The sequence below is a fragment of the Flavobacterium algoritolerans genome, assembly GCF_030010385.1.
Lineage (GTDB): Bacteria > Bacteroidota > Bacteroidia > Flavobacteriales > Flavobacteriaceae > Flavobacterium > Flavobacterium algoritolerans.
Genome location: NZ_JASCRZ010000003.1, coordinates 277,738 through 297,417 on the forward strand (window position 1 = coordinate 277,738; position 19,680 = coordinate 297,417).

Here is a 19,680-nt window from a genome sequence, read left to right on the forward strand (position 1 = left end):
TCTTACCTTTGCTTGTAATCCAATTGTATGATTTACAAAATCCGAAAATTTACCGACAGCACTTATTTCACTAATGCTCTAAAAGTAACAATAGCAGCAGTTATTCCGGTTGTAATACTTTCTTTTTTAGGCAAATTCGAAATAGGTTTTACCATCGCTTTAGGTGCTTTTTTCACTTATCCAAGCGATATTCCCAGCAATCTAAAACATAAAATAAACGGTATTCTGGTTACGGCTTTACTTGTCGCAGGTGTCAATTTGTTAGTGAATATTGTCTATCCTTATTCTATTATTTTCTATCCTTTTTTGGCTGTATTAATTTTTCTGATTTCGATGCTATCTGTCTATGGACAACGGGCAACAATGGTGTCTTTCTCTGCGCTAATTTCAGTTTCATTGGCCTTTGCAAGTATCAATACCGGTTGGGCAATGGTCCAACACTCCCTTTTAATATTATCCGGAGGATTATTTTACCTAATGATTTCCCTCATTTTTCATTATGTAAGACCTCATCGCTATGTTGAATTACAAATTGCAGAATGCATTAAACTTACGGCTAAATATTTAAAATTAAGAGGCGATTTATGGACGATTAATGCTGATAGAAAAGCAATTATTGAAAAACAATTACACCTTCAGGTAGAACTGAATACCATTCGACAAAACATAAGAGAAGTATTGATTAGCAGTCATACAACTTCTGGATCTTCCAATCAAAACCGAAAAATGTTAATCGTTTTTATTTCATTGATGGAAATTCTGGAGCTTGCATTAGCTACTTCATTCGACCATGATAAATTGCATCAAAAATTTGACGACCATCCAAAGGTTTTGTTGACGTATCAAAAATTAGCATACAATCTTGCCGCAAGTTTAAAAAAATTGTCCAAAAGCGTACAAAACCGAACTAAATATATTTCTAAACATACTCTACGAGGTGATTTAAATGCTTTACAACTTGCCATTACCGATTATGAAAATGATTTAGGAAAAATTCACGCTTCCGAAGGTGTTTTTATGCTAACCACCATGCTCCAGTATGCTGAAAAGCAAGTGGAGAAAATAAAAATTGTAGAGCGCGCTTTTACATTAGCCTTCAATTCACAAGATTTTAAAGAAAAGGACAAAGACTTAGAAAAATTCCTGACGCCACAATATTATCCTTTGAGCACTTTGATTGAAAATTTCAGTTTCTCTTCCACAATTTTCAGACATTCGCTACGATTAACCATAACATTGTTGATTGGTTTTATCATCGGAAACATACTGCCTTTTCACAATGTCTATTGGATTTTGTTGACTATTATAGTTATTATGCGACCTGGATATGGTTTGACGAAACAGCGTTCTTTTCATCGAATTTTTGGTACTATTATAGGAGGGTTAATCGCTTTTGGTATTCTTTCATTAGTACATGACAACATGACAATCAGTATCCTTTCTATTTTAAGCATGCTTTTAGGGTTTTCATATACCCAAATAAATTATAAAGTCAGCGCCACATTTGTAACTATGTATGTTGTTTTTATTTACGGGATATTAACTCCTAATATTGGCGATGTAGTTCAATATAGAATACTTGACACCATTGTAGGTTGCACTTTGGCTTTCCTTGCCAATCATTTTTTATGGCCTTCATGGGAGTTTTTAAATATTCCTTCACACATAGAAAAATCAATTGTTGCAAATCAAAATTACTTAAAAGAAATTTCTGTTTTTTATAATAAAAAAGGGACTATATCTACTTCGTATCGGTTAGCCCGAAAAAATGCTTTTATCGAAATAGGTAATTTAATGGCTTCTTTCCAAAGAATGGTACAAGAACCAAAATCGAAACAAAAGCAATTACCACAAGTATATAAATTAGCGGTGCTGAATCATTCCTTGCTATCATCATCAGCTTCATTAGGAACGTACATCCAATCGCATAAAACTACATCAGCTTCTGAAGCGTTTAATGTTGTAGTGGATACTGTCATTAGAAATCTGGATAATGCAATTGCACTTTTGAAAGAAAATGATTTATATCTAAAAGAAAATCTCCCAAAAGAAGATTTGGCCATGCGATTTACTGAATTAAAAAACATTAGAGCCAAAGAGTTAAAAGAAGGAATTCCTATTGATGAAGAAGCGTTTCAATTGAAAATGCAGGAAGCGCAATTGGTTATAGAACAATTAATCTGGTTGACTAATCTCTCTGAAAATATTTTAAAAACCACAAAAGAATTAATGGAACTTTAAAAAAGTGTTCAGTAATCAGTGCTCAGTAGCTTACTGAACACCGATTACTGAACACTGTATACTAATTAGTCAGTTTTAAAACAGAAGCAGTATCTTTTCTTATTTCGGCTAATAAAGCTGGATTATCATTTAAAGTCTGACCATAAGAAGGAATCATCACTTTCAATTTTTCCTGCCATTCCGGCGTTTCAATTTCATCTTTGAAACATCTTCCTATTAAATCTACCATAATAGAAACTGCGGTTGAAGCACCAGGAGAAGCACCCAATAAAACAGCTAAAGTTCCATCAGCAGTTGTGATAACTTCAGTACCAAACTCAAGTATACCACCTTCTTTTTCGTCTTTTTTTATCACTTGCACACGTTGTCCTGCACGCTCTAATTTCCAGTCTTTAGATCTTGCACCAGGAACATATTCTCTCAACGCATTGATTCGGTCTTTAGGAGACTGACGTACTTGCTCAATCAAATATTTTGTAAGTGGTATATTTTTAATACCGGCAGCAATCATCGGAATGATATTATCCGGTTTTATGGATAATGGCAAATCAGAATACGAACCATTTTTTAAAAATCGAGTAGAAAAACCTGCAAAAGGTCCAAAAAGCAGTTGCCTTTCTCCATTTATCATTCGGGAATCAATATGTGGAACTGACATTGGTGGTGCACCCACACTTGCTTTTCCATATACTTTTGCCTGATGTTTTGCAATCACTTCAGGATTGGTGCATTTTAACCACTGACCGCTTACAGGGAAACCGCCATAGCCTTTTCCTTCGGGAACATTTGCTTTTTCTAATAACGGCAATGAACCGCCTCCGGCACCAATAAAAACAAACTTGGTATATGCTTTTCTTTTTTGGCCTGTGGCCAAATCAGTAATTTTTATTCTCCACGATTTATCCTCACGTTGTCTCAATTTTTGGACTTCATGATTGAAATACATCGTAACTCCATCCAATTTAGTCAAATAACTAAAAATATTTCGGGTTAATTCTCCAAAATTCACATCGGTACCAATAGCCATTGAGGTAGCTGCAACTTTCTCAGATTCATTTCTACCTTCCATGACCAGAGGCATCCATTCTTTTAATTGCGTAAAATCAGTGCTAAAAACCATTTGTTTAAAAAGAGGATTCGAATGTAAAGCCTCAAATCTTGTTTTAAGGTATTCTACATTTTTTTCTCCCCAAACAAAACTCAAGTGAGGAATACTTTTAATGAAATTTTCAGGTGATGAAACTTTATTTTGTTGTACTAAATAGGACCAAAATTGTCTGGAAACCTCAAAAGATTCCGCAATACTAATTGCTTTTTTTGGGTTGATGTTTCCATCTTCACTTTCTGGAGTATAATTAAGCTCACAAAAAGCAGAATGTCCAGTTCCGGCATTATTCCATGCATCAGAACTTTCGGCAGCTGCCATATCTAATCTTTCGTATATTTCAATCTTTATATCTGGTTGTAACTCTTTTAGGATTAAGCCAAGAGTGGCGCTCATTATTCCAGCTCCTATAAGAACTACATCACTTTGCGAACGAATGGTTGTATCGGGCATAACAAAATTTTAAAGTGCAAAGATACTTTATATATGCAAAAAAAATGTAACAAATTATTGTTAAAAAGTAAGGAATTTCAAATCTATTTTGGTCAGTTGACCAGCTTTGCAGTTGGATTTTTAAAACATCTTCCGAGTCAAATAATCCTGAAGCATAATCGTTGCCGAAATCTCATCGATAAGTGCTTTATTTTGACGCTGTTTCTTGCTAAGCCCGCTGTCAATCATGGTTTGAAAAGCCATTTTTGAAGTAAACCGTTCATCAACCCGAATGACTTTCATATCTGGAAAATGATTGGTAAAATGTGTTACGAAACCTTTTATGACGGAAGCACTTTCTGAAGGTTCTCCATTCATTTGTTTAGGCTCACCAATAAGAACAGCCTCAACTTTCTCTTTGGAAAAATAATCCTTCAAAAAAGCGATTGCAGTTGGGGAAGGAATAGTTGTTAATCCCGAAGCTATAATTTGCATTTCATCGGTAACGGCTATTCCTGTTCGTTTTTGTCCGTAATCTATGGCGAGAATTCTTGGCATTTGTATGTTTTTTTCAAAGGTAACTATTTTAATTTTCCAATTCTTAGCAACAATGGAAAAGTCACTTTCTTATCGCTTTTTTGCCAAGAAATTTTCAAATCATCGTAAATCAAATCTATTGGGTTTTTATTGTTTTTCGAAATATAATGTTGTGTCACTGACCATGTTTCCAAATACCCTATGAGTTCCTCAAAAGTCCATGTTAACTTATTTTCGAAAGTTTCCGTAACAATTTCATCAAATGGAAATGGTATTGTTTTGTAATTTTCATCCAAGTATTTTCGCTCGGCATCCCAATATCGTCCTATAATATTGCGATAATAATCTTGCACTATCTTATCCGAATCCGCATTGGTCGAAAACAAACCATACCCCAGAACGGCAAAGATTCCATCTGGTTTTAAGATTCGATAAATTTCTTTGTAAAACAAATCAAAATCAAACCAATGAACTGCTTGGGCAACTGTGATTAAATCAAACTCCTGATTTTTGAAAAAGGTGTTTTCTGCAGCGGCTACTTTGTAAATTATGTTTTCCGTTGGAATCGCATTGTTGAGTTGGTTCTGACTAATATCAATTCCATAAACCGTTTCAAAAAAACTCGAAAGTTTTTGTGCGACTTGTCCATTTCCAGTAGCAATATCTAGCGCAACTCCTTTGTTGTTGACAAATGAAACCAAATAATCAATCATTGCATCTGGATATTGTGGTCGAAATTTAGAATACTCAGTAGCTTGTTTGGAGAAATTATCTTTCATGTTTGAATGATTTTCATTTATTCCTCAAATTTACAACATTTGAAAAACATTAAATATACTATAAGTTAAATCTGTAACATTTTTCAAATCAATTTGCGTTTTTGATTTTAGTTAAAAAACATATCTTTGTCAAAAATCTAATTAAAATGAATCCATTACAAATTATTATAGAGCAAGCTTGGGAAAACCGTGCTTTGTTGCAAGAAACTACAACAACTGATGCTATCAGAGCTGTTATTGAATTATTAGACACTGGAAAATTACGTGTTGCTGAACCGGTAGGTGAAGGATGGCAAGTAAACGAATGGGTAAAGAAAGCGGTTGTGATGTATTTCCCTATTCAAAAAATGGAAACTTTAGAATCTGGAATTTTTGAATACCATGACAAAATGTTGCTAAAAAGAGGCTATGCCGAAAAAGGAATTCGTGTAGTTCCTAATGCTGTAGCGCGTTACGGTGCTTATATTTCTAGTGGTGTTATTTTGATGCCAAGTTATGTAAACATTGGTGCTTATGTTGATGAAGGAACTATGGTGGACACATGGGCAACCGTAGGAAGTTGTGCTCAAATTGGTAAAAACGTACACTTAAGTGGTGGTGTTGGTATTGGTGGTGTTCTTGAACCATTACAAGCAGCTCCAGTAATTATCGAAGACGGTGCTTTTGTTGGTTCTCGTTGTATTGTTGTAGAAGGTGTACACGTTGGGAAAGAAGCCGTTCTTGGTGCCAATGTTTGCTTGACTGCCTCTACTAAAATTATTGATGTTACAGGAGAAACTCCAGTTGAAATGAAAGGGTATGTTCCTGCTCGTTCTGTTGTAATCCCTGGAAGTTACACTAAAAAATTCGCAGCAGGTGAATTCCAAGTACCTTGTGCATTAATCATTGGAACACGTAAGCCTTCGACAGATTTGAAAACATCATTGAACAATGCGTTACGCGAATATGACGTAGCCGTTTAATACCTCTTAAAATAAAAAATTATTGTATATTCCTCCCTTAAACGGGAGGTTTTTTATATTATGAAAATGATGAAAATATTGGTGATTCAACAAAAGATGATTGGTGATGTATTGGCTAGCAGTATAATTTGCAACAATTTAAAGTTGATTTATCCCAATTCTCAAGTAGATTATCTAGTTAATCCTTTTACTGTTCCAGTTTTAGAAAACAATCCAAATATTGATAACCTTATATTGTTTGAAGATAGGTACCGCAAAAGTAAACTAGCATTGTTAAAATTTTTAATTGCCATCAGGAAACGAAAATACGACCTGGTTATAGATGCATACGGAAAACTGGAAAGTAATTTGGTAGTCGCTTTTTCTGGTGCCAAAACAAGAATCGGATTCTACAAACCCCATACAAATTATCTCTATTCTGTAACAGTAAAAGAAATCATAAATCCAATTACTGAAGCAGGAACGGCTTTAGAAAACAGATTAAATTTGTTAATGCCATTAGCGCCAAATGCAAAATTAAAAAACAAGCCAAGTATTTTTTTAACCGAAAAAGAAATTGAGAATGGTAAAGCTATTTTAGTGGAAAACAAAATTGATTTTTCTAAAAAGTTATACATGATCAGTGTTCTTGGAAGCGGTAAAAACAAGACCTATCCTTTTCTGAATATGGCAAAAATACTTGATCGAATAGTTGAAAAAAATCAAGCAGTTTTACTTTTCAATTATATGCCATCACAGGAAAAAGAAGCCAAAGCAATTTTTGATTTATGTCAGCCTAAAACTCAAGAAAACATAAAAATTAATGTTGTCACTGGAAGTATTCGAGAGTTTTTATCCATAACCTACCATTGTGATGCGTTAATTGGTAATGAAGGAGGTGCAGTAAACATGGCCAAAGCGATAAACAAACCTACGTTTACTATATTTTCTACATGGATAATCAAAGAAGCTTGGAATTCTTTTGAAAATGAAAAATCAAATGTATCGGTGCATTTAAAAGATTTCAGACCGGAATTATATGGTACGAAATCTGCAAAAGAAATGAAGAATGAAGCTTTAAATTTATATGAATCTTTTGCGCCTGAACTTCTTTTTCCAAAATTAGAAAGTTTTTTAGAAAATAATTAAAAGCGCTTATAAATTAGAATCTATACCATTGGAAGTTCTTACTATCTTATTCAGATTAGTAAATTTTCTAATGGCTTTATTTTTTTTTAATGCTGCTTCATTGACATAGCCGCGACTATGATCCAAGTGAATACATATTGCGCTATATCTAATTTGTTTAGATTTCAATCCCATATTGAATAATCGCTCTCCTAATTCTCTGTCTTCGCCTCCGTATTGCATTTCTTGATTAAAACCATTAACTGCTATTAAATCATTTTTCCAACCAGAAGCATTATGCCCATTCCAACTTGCATTAGTAGGCGTTATGGCATTTAAAATTTTAGATTTAAATTTAGACGAACTAATTTTAATGTTTTTATAAGATTTTTTTAAACCATGCTGTAATAACCACTTTACATCAAAACATCTTTGAGAAACTATATCTTCCTCTGATATCGCTTTAGAAATAGACATGGGTAATTTAAAATATCCTCCCGAAAGAAAATATCCTTTCTCTCTATTATCAAGATGAACAGCAACAAAATCATTCCTTGGGATACAATCGCCATCCGTAAAAATTAAATAATCCGAATTAGCATTAACAATCGCTTTATTTAAAATTTGAGTTTTCTGAAAACCATTATCCTCATGCCAAACATGAATAATAGGATTTGAAATCTTATTTCTCATTTGATCAATTAATTCTTTTGTTCTTGGACCAGAGCCATCGTCTGCGATAATAATTTCAAAATCCTTTTCAGTTTGAACATTAAATCCAAAAAGTACTTTCTCTAACCATGCCTCTGCATTGTATGTACTTATTATTACAGATGCTTTCATAAATATTTTTGAAGTTAAGTAGTGCAAAAGTAGTTAATAAATTATATTTGTGAAATACTACCCTTTCATGAATCTAAATTTAGCGCCAAAAATATCAGTCTTAGTAATAACTCTAAACGAAGAAGCAAATATGCAAGCCCTTTTGGTTGATTTGGGTTTTGCAGACGAAATTATTATTGTAGATTCTTGTAGTACCGACAAAACTAAGTCAATAGCGCAATCATTTTCTAACGTAAGATTTATTGAAAATAGATTCGAAAATTATTCTTCTCAAAGAAATTTTGCGATTTCGCAAGCAAAAAATGATTGGATTTTATTTCTGGATGCTGACGAAAGACTTACTCCAGCACTAAAAGAAGAAATTATAGAAACCTTACGAACAAACAAAACTTATTCTGCTTTTTTATTTTACAGAAAATTTATGTTTGAAAATACCGTTTTACATTTTAGCGGATTGCAAACCGATAAAATTCTCCGACTATTTGATAAAAACTTTGCAAAATACAGTAGCGATCGATTGGTACATGAAAAATTAACAGTGAATGGAAAAATAGGTGTTTTTAAAAATAAGCTTCTTCATTATTCCTATTCAGGTTATAAATGCTACAAATCTAAAGCTACTCGATACGGAAAGTTGAAAGCTCAAGAACAGTTTATCAAGAAACAAAAACCTTCCTTTACACTTCACTTTCTTCATCCTTCCTATAATTTTTTATATAATTATTTTATTCGCTTGGGTTTTCTTGATGGCAAAAAAGGAATTACTATATGCTATTTAAATGCCTATAGTGTGTTTGTAAGATATCAGGAATTAAAGCTTCTTTGGGATAAAAAAAACATTATTTCCAGAAAAAATATTTAGCTTTCAATCTGCGTTTTCTATGATATTTTTCTTGAAATTCACAAGTATAATACCACATTGTATCAAAAACCTCCTTGAATGATTTATTGTATAATTTTGCATATTCCTCGCTCATTATTTCAATCATCTCTTTTTTTGGAGTTAATCTCGAAAGGTTTTTCATTCGCATGTTGACATCCATTTCAGCATGAAAATTCATTCTGTTTAAATCAACTAAGAAAAATTCGTATTGTTTTTCAGAAACTTTTTTTATCAAAGTATTCCCTGGTGAATGATCTAAAAACTCGATGCCTTTTTCATGTAAATTGAAAGAAAAACGGGTAAACTGACGCAAAATAGTTGCGTGTTCGGGATAATCTGGAATTTCAACGAGTTCTCTAAAAGTCAGTTCTGCCTGAAGATGCTCGCTAGCATAATAGCTTTCTTTCAATCCCAGCCAACTATAATTTTCAAAAAAAGCAATAGGCTGCGGTGTTCCGATTCCTTTTTCTAATAAATTTGTTGCATATTCAAAAGAACGTCTGGCTTTAGACTTTCTAAAATATTTGTAGGCAATTTTATTAATTAGATTTGGAATTTTAAACGATTTAATATTCGTCTTTTTACCCTCTAAATCAAACAGCTTAATTTTATTTCTTTGACCATCACCAAAAAGGTATCCGCTTGAATCGAAGTTTTCAATAATTGTATTTAATTCCGATATGTACTTCTGAAATTTAGGGTCAATATGTATTAGCATCAATATAAAATAAGTGTAAACAAAAGTAGGGATTGCTTTTTATTTATCCAATTTAAGGATTACTTTTACTCAAATTCAATATAAAAAATGGCAAAAACTGTTTTCCTCGAAACACATAATCTTAAAAATAAAGCAACAGGATTAGGAACTTTTAATTATGAATTGATCAAAGGATTATCGAATTTAGAGTTTAACAACTTAGAATTGACCTTAAACGTTAAAAATCCAGAACTGCTTAAGGCAGAATTTGGAGAAAAATTTCAGTATCACAAATACAATAATTTATCCAGACATAGTATCTTTAGAACTCGAAAAAAATATGATTTATGGCATTCAGTAAATCAAAATACTAAAATTGAACCTTTTCATGTGAACAAATACCTACTTACGGTTCACGACGTCAATTTTGTAGAGGAAATTTCATCTGATATGAATCACAAAGCAAACAAATTGTTTCTTGCTAAACTGGAAAAATCGACAGCGATAACTTATATCTCCGAATTTGCAAAAAAACAAACACACGAATATTTTAAAGTTCCGAATGTTCCCGAATATGTAATTCATAATGGCAATCCTATTTCAACTATTTTGGACACTTCAGCTTTCATAACTAAAATACCTTTGGACAAACCATTTTTATACTCAATAGGTGACTTTTTAGAGCGAAAAAATTTCCTTTCCATTGTAAAAATGATGATTCATATAACGGATTTAAACTTAATTATATCCGGTAATAATAATAAATCATATGGGCAAGAAATAGCACGATCCATTCAAGAAAATAATTTAGAAAATCGTGTTTTTCTGACAGGTAAAGTGGATGACATTGCTAAACAATTTTATTTATCTAAGTGCCATGCTTTTCTATTCCCTTCTATTCGCGAAGGATTTGGACTTCCTCCTATTGAGGCAATGCATTTTGGTAAACCCATTTTTTTGTCTAATAAAACTTCCTTGCCTGAAATAGGTGGCGAACATTCTTATTATTGGGATAATTTTGATCCTGAATATATGAAAAATAAGCTAATGGAAGGACTAAATCATTTCTACAGCAATCAAAATGAAATGGAATTACTAATGAAAAAAAGAGCAGCAAGTTTCGATTGGAAAGTTGCTGCTGCTGAATATTTAAATGTATACGAAAAATGTCTTTTTTAAAAATATTCTTCAAATAGCACCCTTTTATTAAGTTTAAAAATCTTTCTATGCTTGAACCATTGACCAAAATTTTTCTTTGCTAAAAAAAAATTTGAAATTTTCATGTCTTCATTTTTTTCAAAATAATTTCTAATTTCAATCGGATCTTTTGTCGGGATATAACCCAATTCTTTCCATTGTGTAGGCTTTAGATAAAAAACATCTTTTATATCCTTATAATTATCTTTATTAGCACTTTTCCATTTATCTAAAAAAGTAGGATTTACATCCTCACGATGACTCCAGTTTTTTAATTTGTATTCCAATTCTTCAACGGAACGCGACATCGATTCGTGAAGTGTGAAAGAATTGACATAAATAATACGCTCTCTGCTTTGACGCGCCAGTTTATAATTTGGATAATTGGTGGCTAATAATACTTTACAAGTATTTTTAACATATAGAATTCCATCGTCTAAATATTTATAAATATCAATATGGTATCCTGAAATTTGGACAGGATGATTTTGTGGATTATCTAAATACTTATCATATTTTCTAAGAGATTTTACATATTTTGAAAAATTCAAAAAATATTCATCACTATCAACTTGAACAAGCCAGTTTCCAATCCCCATTTTAAGCGAAAGTAAATGACGCTCTCGTGTATCCATTTGAATTCCAGTAAGTCCAGGAACATAAAAATTATCCCGGTAAATTTCGATTTTTTTGTCGACATCAAACTTTTCTAACCAGTCAAAAAACTGTGGGTCAATTTCAAACTTATTGCCTGACCAAGTACTTAAATTTTCATCAACAGCTACAAAAATTCTATCAGCGTCCTTGTAAACTGGTGGAATTGATAATTTCAATTTATCATAATCATAGGACAATAAAAAACCTACATGAATTTTTTTCATATTTTATTTCGGGACACAGCCTTTTTTTTAATCAAGACTTCGTTAGTTGAAACAAAATTAGGAATAATTAGATGCAAATTTCAAATTCTAAGAAAATCTTCCTTCTTTTAAAAAATTAATTATACCGCTAATTCTTAAACTAAATTTTAAAGAACCCCATTTTAAAGAAAATTATATTTTAAATCTAAATTACGACATCAGTAAGCAAAACTAAACAATGGCAAAATACTTATTTAAAATTTATACATTTGCGGTTCTATAAAACTCGTCCATTTTACAAAAAAAACAATGTCTGACAATTCTAATTCGCTTCTAAATACTGAAATCCACAATGCCTACGAAGTCATAAAAGAAGGAGGAATCATTTTATATCCTACTGACACCGTATGGGGAATTGGTTGTGACGCAACAAACCCTGAGGCTGTTGCCAAAATCTACAAACTCAAACAAAGAGCCGAAACCCAAAGCATGATTGTTTTGATGAATAGTGAAAAAATGATGTATAATGTTTTTAAAGACATTCCCGAAGTAGCTTGGCAAATCATTGACCTATCCGAAAAACCAACTACACTAATACTCGACAAACCCCGAAATGTTGCTCCCAATATAGTCTCTACTGATAACTCACTGGGAATACGCATTGTGAAAGAACCGTTTTGCTTCAAATTAATGGAAAAGATGAAAAAGCCATTGGTTTCGACATCTGCAAATATTTCAGGTCAACCCACTCCTATTGCCTTCAAAGATATTAGTCCGGAAATTATAAAAGGTGTGGACTATGTTGTAAATTTGCACCATGAAAAAATTGGTGGAAAACCGTCAACAATAATAAAATTAACGAATGATTCTCAGGTGAAAGTGATTCGGAAATAGATTGCAGTATTCAGTTTTAAGTTTAGCAACTTTAAACTTTAGACTTTAAACATTTTAAAAATGAGTATCAAAACTTCATATAAAGAAGCCTTAAATAATAAAATTTTCGAAGTAATTTCTCAAGCTTCCCAAGAACTTAACATTGAAAGTTATGTTATTGGTGGATTCGTGAGAGATTTACTTTTAAATAGAGACTTTAAAAAAGATATTGATATTGTTGCTGTTGGCAGCGGAATCGAATTAGCTTTGAAAGTTTCCCAATTACTTCCAAAAAAACCAAAAGTTCAGGTTTTCAAAACATACGGAACAGCGATGTTGCGTTTTGAAGATACTGAAATTGAGTTTGTAGGTGCCCGAAAAGAATCTTATCATTTTGAGAGCCGCAATCCTGTTGTAGAGAATGGAACATTGGAAGATGACCAAAATCGTCGTGATTTTACCATAAATGCGCTGGCTTTATCATTAAACGCAGCTAATTTTGGAGAACTTTCAGATCCTTTTAACGGATTGCAAGATTTAAAAAACAAAATAATTAGAACGCCTTTGGATCCAGATATTACTTTTTCTGATGATCCGTTGCGCATGTTGAGAGGGATTCGCTTTGCAAACCAATTGGAGTTTGATATCGAAGAAAATTCGTTGAACTCCATAACCAAAAACGCAAACCGAATCAAAATCATTTCCGGAGAACGCATTGTTGATGAGTTGAACAAAATACTTTCTACAGATAAACCTTCCGTAGGATTCTTGCTATTGTTTAAAACAGGACTTTTAGATATTATCCTTCCAGAATTGACCGCTTTGAATCAAGTGGAAGAAATTGAAGGTCATACGCATAAAAACAATTTCTATCATACGCTGGAAGTTGTTGACAATATTTGTCCGCATACAGATGATGTTTGGTTGCGATGGTCAGCATTATTGCACGACATTGGAAAAGCACCTACAAAACGCTTTAATAAAAAACAAGGTTGGACCTTCCATGGACATGAATTTCTTGGTGGAAAAATGGCAAAAAAAATATTTGAACGCTTACACATGCCACTAAATCAAAAAATGAAATTTGTACAAAAAATGGTCATGATGAGTTCTCGCCCGATTGTGTTATCTCAAGACACGGTTACGGATTCAGCAGTGCGTCGTTTAGTTTTTGACGCTGGTGAAGATGTAGAGAATTTAATGACATTGTGCGAAGCGGATATCACTACCAAAAACCCTAATAAATTCAAGAAATACCACAACAATTTTATAATTGTGCGCAAGAAAATTGTGGAAGTCGAAGAACGTGATCAGGTACGTAATTTTCAACCACCAATATCAGGTGAGGAGATTATGGAAAAATTCAATCTGAAGCCTTCAAAAGAAATTGGAATGCTGAAAGAAGCAATAAAAGAAGCTATTTTAGAAGGAGAAATTCCAAATGAATATGAAGCAGCATATCAATTTATGCTAAAAAGAGCCGCAAAAATTGGTTTAAAGATTAACGCTTGTTGAATTAAGAATTAATTCCATTTCAAATATCTTTGCATAAATTAATTTCAAACAATGAAAAAAGAGAATAATTACGTTATCATTTGGTTGTTATCTGGATGCTTATTATTGTTTATGATGGTTGTAGTGGGAGGAATTACCCGATTGACCAATTCCGGTTTATCGATGACCGACTGGCACTTAGTAACCGATACTTTTCCGCCTTTAACAGAAGAAAAATGGTCGCATGCTTTTGAAGAATATAAAAAATTTCCAGAATATCAAAAAATCAATATTCATAATGATTTTACCCTAAGTGATTATAAATTCATTTATTTCTGGGAATGGTTTCACCGTTTTATAGGGAGAATAATAGGTTTAGCGTTTATCGTTCCTTTTGTCTATTTCTTATTCAAAAAACGTCTTTCGCCTGAAACCATTAAAAAATGTGTGATTTTATTATTCATGGGAGCTTTTCAAGGATTCCTTGGCTGGTTCATGGTACGAAGCGGGTTAATCGATAATCCGGATGTAAGTCATTTTAGATTAGCATTACACCTAACATTTGCCTTTATTACTTTTGCATACACACTTTGGGTAGCTTTGGATTTAATTTATCCAAACAAAGCAACAGTTATACTTCCATTGCGAAGACTAGCACGCGTCGCATTAGTGTTTTTGCTGTTGCAAATTATCTATGGAGGATTTGTTGCCGGTTTAAATGCGGGTTTACTACACAATTATTGGCCACTAATGAGTGACGGACAACTCATTCACGATAGTGTTTTTATAGAAAAAAGCACTTTGTTTTTGAGTCTTATCGAAGGAAAGAGCGGCGTTCAATTTGTACACCGAACCATGGCATATGTTGTAGTAGGATTGATTCTTGCTCTTTATTACTCTAGTAAAAAACACATCCTTTCTTCATTACAGAAAAAAGGAATCAATGTCTTAGTAATAATCGTATTTTTGCAATTCACATTAGGTGTTTTTACGTTGCTTTACAGTGTTCCGCTTTGGTTAGGATTATTACATCAAGTAATGGCTTTCTTTTTACTGACAGCAATGACATTCACTTTACATCGATTATCAAAATAAAAATATATCAACCATAATACCTGACTATATTGTCGCATTTCTTTGTTTATAAACATAAATGTCTAAACTTGCTGCTCAAGATAAATTTTTAGATTTATCAGATTATGGAAGACCATTTGGAAAACTTCTTGCCAATCAATTAAAAAACACTCGGTTCACTCCTATTCACGTCACCTTACTTTTTGGTATTTCAGGCTTGATTGCTATTTACTGTATTCTGCAAGGAAGTTATTATTTAGCTAGTTTTTTCATCATTCTAAAATCAATGATTGACGCTGCCGATGGAGAACTGGCGCGATTAAAAAACAGACCTTCTTACACCGGAAGATACTTGGACAGTGTATTTGATATCCTCCTGAATTTTCTATTTTTAATGACCATTTGTTATGTTTCGCAAACATCATTTTGGTTTACTGTTTTGGCTTTTATCGGCATTCAATTGCAGGGAACTTTATACAATTATTACTATGTGATTTTAAGAAATAAATCAGTAGGCGGAGATACAACAAGCAAAATATTCGAATATAAATCTCCAAAGGCTCTACCGGGAGAAACCCAAAAATCAGTTGATATTTTATTCCGGATTTACACTATTGTTTACGGTACTTTTGACAAAATAATTCACGCACTTGACCAAGAAGCATACAAAGTAAAAACATTTCCAAACTGGTTTATGACCGTACTTTCAATTTACGGTTTGGGTTTTCAACTATTGATAATTGCGGTAATGCTACCTATGGATTTAATTGAATATATCATTCCATTTTTTATAATTTACACAGCACTAATTTTTGTCATAATTGGCATTCGAAAAGTGGTTTTCAAGGTTTAAAATCGTCATAAGGATAATCTATACTGGAAACATAATGTACATATTATCAGATTTTTAAATAATTCGATCTAAATTAAAAATCCAACTGTTTAATTAGCCAATCCAATTCTTAAAATCAGAAACTTTTTCTCTGCTTACAATCACTTCGTCTTCTTTATAAGAAGGTAAAATAACCTTTAATCGAGAGTTACTGTAGATTACAATTTCCTTAATTGCTTTTAGAGGAACAATGAATTTTCTACTAACTCGATAAAAAGCTGCTGGATCTAATTCCTGTTCTAAAAGCTCCAAAGTTGTTTCAATTAAATAATTCCTATTGTCAAAAGTATGAAGATAGGTTCCTTTATTTTCACTAAAAAAACACTCAATTTCATCGGTAGAAATCACTTTCAAATGTTGCCCTATTTTTACCGTAAACCGTTTTTTATGATTTTTTTCGAATGGATTGGAAAGCATTTTTTTAATCTGCTCAAAATCCATCCCGAAGTCTCGGGAGCCGGTTTCTTGTTTTGGCAAACGCGCTTTAAATTTAGAAACGGCAACCTCTAAATCGTCCTCGTCAATAGGCTTCAAAAGATAGTCGATACTATTCAATTTAAAAGCCCGTAAAGCATACTCATCATAAGCCGTGGTAAAAATCACAGCACTCTTAATTTCAACTTTATCAAATATTTCAAATGACAATCCATCCGACAATTGAATGTCCAAAAAAATCAATTCCGGATGTTCATTATTAGAAAACCAATCAATTGCTTCTTCTACAGAATGCAGCATTACGTCTACTTGAATATTTAGTTTTTCTAATTTTCGTTGCAGCAATCTTGCAGCTGGTTTTTCGTCTTCGATTATTATTGTCATCATTTAATATTGAATCGTTTATTTTGGTGATTTTGGTTAACTTAAATTAAATTAGGGCTGAATCTCTGGTTCTATTCCCATTTCTCACTTTTCTCTTTTTCCATGAATTCCTTGATTTTTTGCTGTTCCCAGTTTTTTCCAAAAATAAAATTGGGCATAAATATAGAAAATGTATGCACCAATAATCCAATTCCCCAAAAGAAAGCCGTAAAGAAATTTTCTATTTTAAAATAGCTTTCTCCCGCATCTAAATCTCTAATATTGATAAACACAATCATTATGTTTATGACTATATAAACAATTAAATGCGTGTAAAATCCCTTTAATCGTTTCACTCTTCGTTGCGCATCAGCATATTTATCTTCTGGCTGAAACCCTTCAAACTCCGATTTATAATTCCTTTTCATCTTGATGGTATTATGTATTTACTATTAAAAACAAATTCTATTTTGAGATAAAAATTACGGTATTAAGTCCAATTGTCTTTTCTTTCATTTTCTTTATCCATAAACTCTTTAATTTTTTGCTGCTCCCAGTCTCTTCCGAGAAAAGGACTAAAATTAAAAGCCTTCAATCCATGAAAAAACACTCCGAGTCCCCAACCGATTAATGGCCAAAAGAACCACAAATGATTCGGAGATGTTACTAAATTCAGAATCATCAATCCTATGTTTATAACGATATAAGCAATCAAGTTGCCATAAAATGATTTTATTTCTTCTACTTGTTTTTTCGCTTTAAAATAGCGCTCTTCGTTTTGATATGTATTTTCCATGATTTTTTATTTAAAATTTGTTCATTGTCTAAAAAGCCTTAGCCCATTATTTCCATGATTGCTTTTGCTCTTCTTTTTGTAAAATTTCCTGAATTTTTCTTTCTTCCCAATTGGAACTGTATCCAAAAACTTTGAAAGCATGCATCACCAATCCAAATCCCCATCCTGCAACCGAAAACCAAAACCATTGAAAATGTGGAGAATATGTTAAATTTATAAATATCAAAAATGGAATGACACAACAGTAAGAAATCAAGTTTCCGTAAAACCCTTTAAGTTCTTCCACACGTTTTTTAGCTCTATAATAAGAGGTATCTTCATTGTAATTTGTAGTTGTTTCCATAACTGTAATTTGTTTTGTCAAAAGAGGTATTTTGACTGTAAATGTTTTCTCGTTTTGAATAATCAATACTTTTCTGTTGGTTATAATTCCATATCTGTTGACGATATTTTGTAAACCAACACCTTGACGTTCTTGCAATACTTCTTTCTTTTGATAATCGTTTTGAACGGCTAAATAATCACCCTCAACATAAATCCGAATGTGCAATGGCCTTTGTTCACTAACCACATTATGCTTCACCGTATTCTCTAATAAAAGTTGTAAAGAGAGCGGCACTACTTTGGCATCTGGATTTATAGCTGTCGTTGGTAATTCATAAAACAAACTGTTTTCAAAACGCATTTTCAATAAATTCATGTACGTTTTGGCGAAAGCCAATTCTTCTTCAACCGAAACCAGCTCTTTATCTTTTTGTTCTAATACATAGCGATAAATCTTTGATAATGAAATCGTAAACCGCTGCGCATTATCTGGATTTTCTTCAATCAAAGAACTCAATACATTTAAACTGTTAAATAGAAAATGAGGATCAATTTGATTTTTTAAACTCTCGAATTTTGCGTTAGCTGTTCCTGCAATAATTTTCTGTTCCTTGACTTTGTTCTCATTATACGCTTTGTAAAATGAAATCGTGTAAATGGATAAGGTGACGAAAAAAGTGATTATTATTGATGCTAAATAACTTGAAGGTTTTTCGTTTGCCAAGAAATAATCAAAAGAATTCTTGTTATACACCACTTCTTCAAATAAGTGCATTAAAAAAATAACTGCTAATGAAACTAAAAACGAACCTATAAAACCAAGTGTTAATCTTTTTACAGAAAATTTATCTTCAAAATAAGAGTCTAATTTCCAAAAAAGGAACATGTTAGCAGCGTATAAAGAAAAAGTATACATCATTGTGAATAAAAAATTGACTAGCAACCTTTTACCAAAATAAACTTCACTTCCCATTATCACATTGACTAATTGAATCACAGCAAAAATAATAAGTGTCAATTTTATCGCTCTTTGAAGTTCTTTATATATTCTATTCATTTTATTTTGATATTTATTCTGATTGTAGCATCAATAAAAGACTTGAAAATCACTTCTATTCTTTCTTGTTTCTACTTCCTATTTACAATTTTTCTGTGCTTCTAAAGCTCTTTCTAAACCCCATTTTGGAGAGAAAGGTGTTTCAGGTTTAAAAGTAGCAAAAAGTCCAATAGCTTTTTCAATTTGCACACACATTGGTTTAGTGTCTGTTCCCCAAAATTTAGCACCGCCTATTTCAAATTCGGCTTTACCAAAAACAACTCTTGGATTTTCCGGTGCAATTGCCTGTGCTTTTCCGTACAATTCCATAACCGTTCCAGATAATTTTTGTCCGTTCGTCATGGGGTCAAAAGCAATCCAAGCAGTGTGAATCATTGCTTGCATTACCAATAATTCGGCATTATTTGGATTTTTATCCATTTCTATATCCAATGATTTTTGTGCTTTCGAAAGTAATAAATTCATTTGATCTTTATCTTTTGTTCTAAAAGCGGTCGTTGTATTCACTAATGCAACGTAATAATTAGGCAACCAACTTGTTTTTTCAGCACCGGCTATTCTTTCGAATAAATCAGAAGCTTCCGTGTTTTTTCCTTCGCCCCAAAGCTGGAATGCTTTTCCCATTCCTTGTTCGAATTGCCCTTGAGCTGATAATAAACTACATACTAATAATACGATTGTGGTGATAACTTTTGTCATGATTTCTTGTTTTAAAATGGTTATTTTTTT

Annotated in this window: 20 protein-coding genes; 9 read left to right on the plus strand and 11 right to left on the minus strand. The window is 32.4% G+C overall.

The genetic code is table 11. From position 1 onward, the window contains the following. Positions 1-27: 27 nt before the first annotated feature. Positions 28-2,241, plus strand: coding sequence for an FUSC family protein (locus QLS65_RS09020; RefSeq protein ID WP_282716927.1), 2,214 nt, complete (start codon positions 28-30; stop codon positions 2,239-2,241). 61 nt (positions 2,242-2,302) lie between these two features. On the opposite strand, the gene QLS65_RS09025 is transcribed toward QLS65_RS09020, so the two are convergent. From QLS65_RS09025 to QLS65_RS09035, 3 genes are all read right to left on the minus strand, one after another. Further along, a complete protein-coding gene (locus QLS65_RS09025) occupies positions 2,303-3,799 on the minus strand; it encodes a malate:quinone oxidoreductase (RefSeq protein WP_282716929.1) in 1,497 nt (498 codons plus the stop codon). A gap of 120 nt (positions 3,800-3,919) precedes the next feature. Next, positions 3,920-4,336 carry a Holliday junction resolvase RuvX gene (gene ruvX / locus QLS65_RS09030; RefSeq protein WP_282716931.1) on the minus strand — a complete coding sequence of 139 codons (417 nt, stop codon included), beginning with the start codon at positions 4,334-4,336 and terminating at the stop codon, positions 3,920-3,922. Positions 4,337-4,359: 23 nt separating this feature from the next. Beyond that, the gene (locus QLS65_RS09035; RefSeq protein ID WP_282716934.1) at positions 4,360-5,094 is read right to left on the minus strand and encodes a class I SAM-dependent methyltransferase; all 735 of its coding nucleotides are present in this window, start codon (positions 5,092-5,094) and stop codon (positions 4,360-4,362) included. Positions 5,095-5,240: 146 nt separating this feature from the next. Between QLS65_RS09035 and QLS65_RS09040 the strand changes: the two genes are divergently transcribed. Together QLS65_RS09040 and QLS65_RS09045 are read left to right on the plus strand one after the other, a co-directional pair. After that, positions 5,241-6,056, plus strand: a complete 816-nt coding sequence (locus QLS65_RS09040) for a 2,3,4,5-tetrahydropyridine-2,6-dicarboxylate N-succinyltransferase (protein WP_282712141.1) — start codon at positions 5,241-5,243, stop codon at positions 6,054-6,056. Positions 6,057-6,122: 66 nt separating this feature from the next. Beyond that, positions 6,123-7,184, plus strand: a complete 1,062-nt coding sequence (locus QLS65_RS09045; RefSeq protein ID WP_282712142.1) for a glycosyltransferase family 9 protein — start codon at positions 6,123-6,125, stop codon at positions 7,182-7,184. 6 nt (positions 7,185-7,190) lie between these two features. Here the strand turns inward: QLS65_RS09045 and QLS65_RS09050 are convergent, their stop codons facing one another. Further along, positions 7,191-8,006: a glycosyltransferase family 2 protein gene (locus QLS65_RS09050; protein WP_282712143.1), complete on the minus strand. Its 816-nt coding sequence runs from the start codon at positions 8,004-8,006 to the stop codon at positions 7,191-7,193. Between the two features lie 67 nt (positions 8,007-8,073). On the opposite strand from QLS65_RS09050, the gene QLS65_RS09055 reads away from it, so the two are divergent. Then, entirely contained in the window at positions 8,074-8,868 is a 795-nt protein-coding gene (locus QLS65_RS09055) for a glycosyltransferase family 2 protein (protein ID WP_282716937.1), read from the plus strand. On the opposite strand, the gene QLS65_RS09060 is transcribed toward QLS65_RS09055, so the two are convergent. Beyond that, positions 8,846-9,607, minus strand: a complete 762-nt coding sequence (locus QLS65_RS09060) for a lipopolysaccharide kinase InaA family protein (protein ID WP_282716939.1) — start codon at positions 9,605-9,607, stop codon at positions 8,846-8,848. The genes QLS65_RS09055 and QLS65_RS09060 overlap by 23 nt on opposite strands. Before the next feature lie 87 nt (positions 9,608-9,694). On the opposite strand from QLS65_RS09060, the gene QLS65_RS09065 reads away from it, so the two are divergent. After that, complete coding sequence (locus QLS65_RS09065) at positions 9,695-10,765, plus strand: glycosyltransferase family 4 protein (protein ID WP_282716941.1); 1,071 nt, start codon at positions 9,695-9,697, stop codon at positions 10,763-10,765. On the opposite strand, the gene QLS65_RS09070 is transcribed toward QLS65_RS09065, so the two are convergent. After that, positions 10,762-11,664: a hypothetical protein gene (locus tag QLS65_RS09070; protein ID WP_282712147.1), complete on the minus strand. Its 903-nt coding sequence runs from the start codon at positions 11,662-11,664 to the stop codon at positions 10,762-10,764. The genes QLS65_RS09065 and QLS65_RS09070 overlap by 4 nt on opposite strands. Positions 11,665-11,952: 288 nt before the next feature. Between QLS65_RS09070 and QLS65_RS09075 the strand changes: the two genes are divergently transcribed. From QLS65_RS09075 to QLS65_RS09090, 4 genes are read left to right on the plus strand one after another with little or no spacing between them, the layout of a single operon-like run. Continuing rightward, positions 11,953-12,537 carry an L-threonylcarbamoyladenylate synthase gene (locus QLS65_RS09075; protein WP_282712148.1) on the plus strand — a complete coding sequence of 195 codons (585 nt, stop codon included), beginning with the start codon at positions 11,953-11,955 and terminating at the stop codon, positions 12,535-12,537. Positions 12,538-12,597: 60 nt separating this feature from the next. Then, complete coding sequence (locus tag QLS65_RS09080) at positions 12,598-14,031, plus strand: CCA tRNA nucleotidyltransferase (RefSeq protein WP_282712150.1); 1,434 nt, start codon at positions 12,598-12,600, stop codon at positions 14,029-14,031. 51 nt (positions 14,032-14,082) lie between these two features. After that, the gene (locus tag QLS65_RS09085) at positions 14,083-15,105 is read left to right on the plus strand and encodes a COX15/CtaA family protein (protein ID WP_282716954.1); all 1,023 of its coding nucleotides are present in this window, start codon (positions 14,083-14,085) and stop codon (positions 15,103-15,105) included. Between the two features lie 58 nt (positions 15,106-15,163). Next, positions 15,164-15,937: a CDP-alcohol phosphatidyltransferase family protein gene (locus tag QLS65_RS09090; protein WP_282712154.1), complete on the plus strand. Its 774-nt coding sequence runs from the start codon at positions 15,164-15,166 to the stop codon at positions 15,935-15,937. Positions 15,938-16,030: 93 nt separating this feature from the next. Here QLS65_RS09090 and QLS65_RS09095 read toward each other — a convergent pair whose 3' ends face one another. From QLS65_RS09095 to QLS65_RS09115, 5 genes are all read right to left on the minus strand, one after another. Next, entirely contained in the window at positions 16,031-16,798 is a 768-nt protein-coding gene (locus QLS65_RS09095; protein WP_282712155.1) for a LytR/AlgR family response regulator transcription factor, read from the minus strand. 68 nt (positions 16,799-16,866) lie between these two features. Beyond that, the gene (locus QLS65_RS09100) at positions 16,867-17,202 is read right to left on the minus strand and encodes a 2TM domain-containing protein (RefSeq protein WP_282712156.1); all 336 of its coding nucleotides are present in this window, start codon (positions 17,200-17,202) and stop codon (positions 16,867-16,869) included. A 62-nt stretch (positions 17,203-17,264) separates the two neighbouring features. Then, positions 17,265-17,570, minus strand: a complete 306-nt coding sequence (locus QLS65_RS09105; protein WP_121341600.1) for a 2TM domain-containing protein — start codon at positions 17,568-17,570, stop codon at positions 17,265-17,267. 46 nt (positions 17,571-17,616) lie between these two features. After that, positions 17,617-18,951, minus strand: coding sequence for a 2TM domain-containing protein (locus QLS65_RS09110; protein ID WP_282716957.1), 1,335 nt, complete (start codon positions 18,949-18,951; stop codon positions 17,617-17,619). A gap of 78 nt (positions 18,952-19,029) precedes the next feature. Next, positions 19,030-19,650 (minus strand): hypothetical protein, encoded by a 621-nt coding sequence (locus tag QLS65_RS09115; RefSeq protein ID WP_099715891.1) that lies wholly within the window; start codon positions 19,648-19,650, stop codon positions 19,030-19,032. Between the last annotated feature and the right edge of the window lie 30 nt (positions 19,651-19,680).